This window comes from Acidovorax sp. KPB24-03, from assembly GCF_057546605.1.
In genome coordinates this window covers 1-3,248 of sequence record NZ_BAAJYR010000392.1, presented here as the reverse complement: position 1 = coordinate 3,248, position 3,248 = coordinate 1, and the positions used below count along the sequence as shown (strand labels likewise).

At 68.5% G+C, this 3,248-nt stretch carries 2 protein-coding genes and 1 pseudogene; all 3 read right to left on the bottom strand.

What is annotated here, in order from left to right:
* A pseudogene (locus tag AC27KI_RS21485) lies at positions 1–288 on the bottom strand (PepSY domain-containing protein); the annotation flags it as partial.
* A gap of 46 nt (positions 289–334) precedes the next feature.
* On the bottom strand, positions 335–2,779 hold the full coding sequence (locus AC27KI_RS21480; protein ID WP_487115738.1) for a TonB-dependent siderophore receptor: 2,445 nt from the start codon (positions 2,777–2,779) through the stop codon (positions 335–337).
* Between the two features lie 163 nt (positions 2,780–2,942).
* On the bottom strand, positions 2,943–3,248 hold a 306-nt coding region (locus AC27KI_RS21475), incomplete at its 5' end, for a FecR family protein (RefSeq protein WP_487115736.1).

Below are 3,248 nucleotides of genomic sequence, written 5' to 3'. Positions count from 1 at the left end.
AGGGCATCGCCCGGGCGCTGGGGCAGCTCGATGCGCCAAAAAGCGCGCGCCGGGTGCCTCCGCGGCCAGGTGCCGCACGGCTTGTGCCAGCACGTGCGGCACGGCCCCCTGTGTGCCGGCCCCGGCATCCGCCAGCACGGGCCGGGCCTCCATCCAGCGGGTGATCGGCTCCCGGAACACGCTGAGCGTGCCCGTGAGGAAGATGGCGCACAGCAGCCATCCGCAGACGAGGCCGCACCAGGTGTGCAGCCACGACATGGACTGGCGCAAGTTGCCGTTGCCTTTCATGCGGGCCCCATCCCTGGCCATTCGCCGCGCGATCGACTGCGCACGGTCAGAAGGCGCCGCGCAGGGTCAGCATCACGTTGCGGGGGTCGCCGTAATAGCTGCCGTTGACCAGCGCGGTGACCGAACTGTAGTAGCGCTTGTCGAAGACGTTGTTGACGTTCAGCGCCGCGGTCCAGTGGCGGTTGATTTGGTACTTGACCAGCGCATTCCACACCGCCCGCCCGCCGTTGGTGGCGCGCACGGCACCGATCTGACGGTAGCTGCCGCTTTGCGCGTTGACGCCGCCCCCGAGGGTGATGGCGTTCCACTCGCCCGGCAGCTGGTAGGTGCTCCACAGGCGAAACAGGTGCTTGGGCGTGTAGCTGTTGAAGGACAGGCCCTGGCTGCTCACGTCCTTGAGGTACTTGGTCTGGTTGAAGGTGTAGCCGGCGAACAGGTTCCAGTGGGGCGCGACTTCGCCGCTCACCTCGGCATCCAGGCCCTGGCTGCGCACCTCGCCCGTGTCGGTGTAGCAGTAGTAGTCGCTGCGGCAGGTGGGGCTGGTGCTGAAGTCTTCCTGCGCGCGGTTCTTCTGGTCCACGCGGAACAGGGCGAACGAGGCATTCACCTTGCCGTCCATCAGCTCGCCTTTGAGGCCCGCTTCGTAATTGGCGCCCACCATGGGCTTGAGCAACTGGCCCGCCTCGTTCAGTTCGGACTGCGGCTTGAAGATGTCGGAATAGCTCACGTAGGCGGACCATTGCGGGTCGAGCGCGTAGATCAGCCCGGCATAGGGGTTGACCTTGGCGTTCTCGCGGCTGTGGGTGGCCGAGGTGGACGGCGCCGCGCCGGTGGTGACGGTGTCCCAGTCGGTGCGGAACCAGCTGACGCGCGCGCCGACCACCAGCTTGAGCGGGTCGGTCAGCTGCAGGCGCACCGCGTTGTAGAAGCCCAGTTGCCGGGCCTTGCCCTGCCGCGCCTCACGGGTGCCGGTGTAGATCTCGGCGTCCGTGGGCTCGCGGAAGTCGGGGTTGTAGCTGTTCAGGCCGAAGATGTTGTAGTTGGTCCGAAAGCCGTAGATGGTGTCGTTCGTGGTGTGCGTGTAGTTGACCCCGCTCACCAGTTCGTGCCGCCGGCCGAAGGCGTCGAATTTTCCGGTCAGGTTCGCGTCGATGCCCGAGGTCTCGATGTCGGCGATGGACCGGGCCACGATGTTGGCGCTCTGCATCAGCGCCGGGTTGACCGCCCGGTTGACCCCGGCGTACTTCAGGTCGTGCTCCTCCTTGAGGTGCATCGCCGTGAACTGCAGCTTCCAGTCGTCGTTGAACTGGTGCGCCGCATCGAAGTACAGCCCGCGGTTGGACGACTCCTGCCGGTTCCAGGTGGCGCCCAGGTAGGTCGAGCGGGGCAGGTTCAGGTCGCCGCCGGTGGCGTAGCGCGGCAGGCCGTTCATCGAAGGGCGGCCCCGCGTTTCTTCGGAGCTGGCCCCGAAGTTGATGCGCGTGGCGGCCGAGACGTCGTATTCCAGCGTGCCGTACACGGTCGGGCTGCGGCGGTTCACATAGTCCATGAACGCGTGGTGGTCTTCGTAGTCGATCAGCGCGCGGCCGCGCAGCGTGCCCTCTTCGTTCAGGACGCGGCTGGTGTCCAGCTGCGCGCCGTAGCGGTCCCACGAGCCCACGCGGGCCTCCACCGTGGTGGCGTTGGTGCCGAGAGGACGCTTGCGCACCAGGTTGACCGCCCCACCGGGGCTGCCTTCGCCCTGCAGCAGGCCGGCGGCGCCGCGCAGGACCTCGGCCCGGTCGATGATCGCCATGCTGGATGAATAGTTGCTCGCCCGCCCGTACATGCCGCGGTTGAGTGGCACCCCGTCGTACTGCACCGTGGTCAGGTCGTAGCCGCGCGAATAGATGTACTTGCCGCCCTGTGGGCTTTGCGCCAGCGTGATGCCGGTGGTGCTGGCGAGCGCGTCGTAGACCGAGGTGATGTTCTGCTCGTCCATCAGCTGGCGCGTGACGACGCTGATCGACTGGGGAATGTCCTTGAGCGCCTGGGCGCCCTTGCCCACCGTGACGGCGCGCGTGGTGTACGAGCCCGTGTGCTCGGTCGCCACCGGGCGCTCGGCCTGGGCCGATACCGTCACGGGCGCGAGCGTGGCCGTGCCTGCGCCTTGCGGCACGCGGCGCACGACCACCGAGGTGCCTTCGATCTCCGCGAACAGCCCGCTGCCCGCCAGCAGGCGGTTGAGGGCCTCGCGGGCGGTGAGGCGCCCTTGCACGGCCGGCGCCACCTTGCCCTCCACCAGTGCGGGCTGCACCATCAGCTCCACGCGCGCCTGCCGCGCCAGCGCATCCAGGGCCTGGGCCAGGGGCTGGGCCGCGATGCGGATGTCCACCGGCACGGATGCCGCAGCCTGCGCACCGGCCCCCGGCTGGGCATGGGTGGGCAAGGCGCCCAGCGCCAGGGCGGCCGCCACAGCCAACGGGGCAGGATGGAAACGAAAACGGGACATGCGAACGATCTCCGGAAGGTTAGGAATAAGAAGCCTTCTCAGGTAGACGCATGGCTTGGCAAAACCCCAACCTGGGTTTTGCGCTTTTTTTCGGAAGGCGATTCGGTGGCTTGTGCCCCCGGGGTCGGGCCGCACGTTCGTGCACGCTTGGCGCAAGGCCGACTCAGTGCGCCGCGACGATTTCGGTGTGCGGCGCCTCACCCTGCAGGCGCACCGGCAGCACCTTGGGCAGCGCCTGCCGGAAGTTGTCCAGGCGGCGCGGGTCGAAGGTGCCGGTCATGCGCAGTGCGCCCACGGCCGCATCGCGCACCACGAGGCCCGTCGGCCCGTAGCGCTCGAACTCCGCCAAAGCCTGGGCCAGCGGCACATCGTCGAAGGTGATGCGCCCGTCGCGCCAAGGGGCGACCCCAGCCGTCGCCACCGGGCCGACCGGCGCCATGCGGCCCGCGGCATCGGCCGCCACCTGCTG

Bases quoted from the DNA above. Each gene is read 5' to 3' on its own strand.
- AC27KI_RS21480 (WP_487115738.1), bottom strand. From the start codon at position 2,779: ATGTCCCGTTTTCGTTTCCATCCTGCCCCGTTGGCTGTGGCGGCCGCC.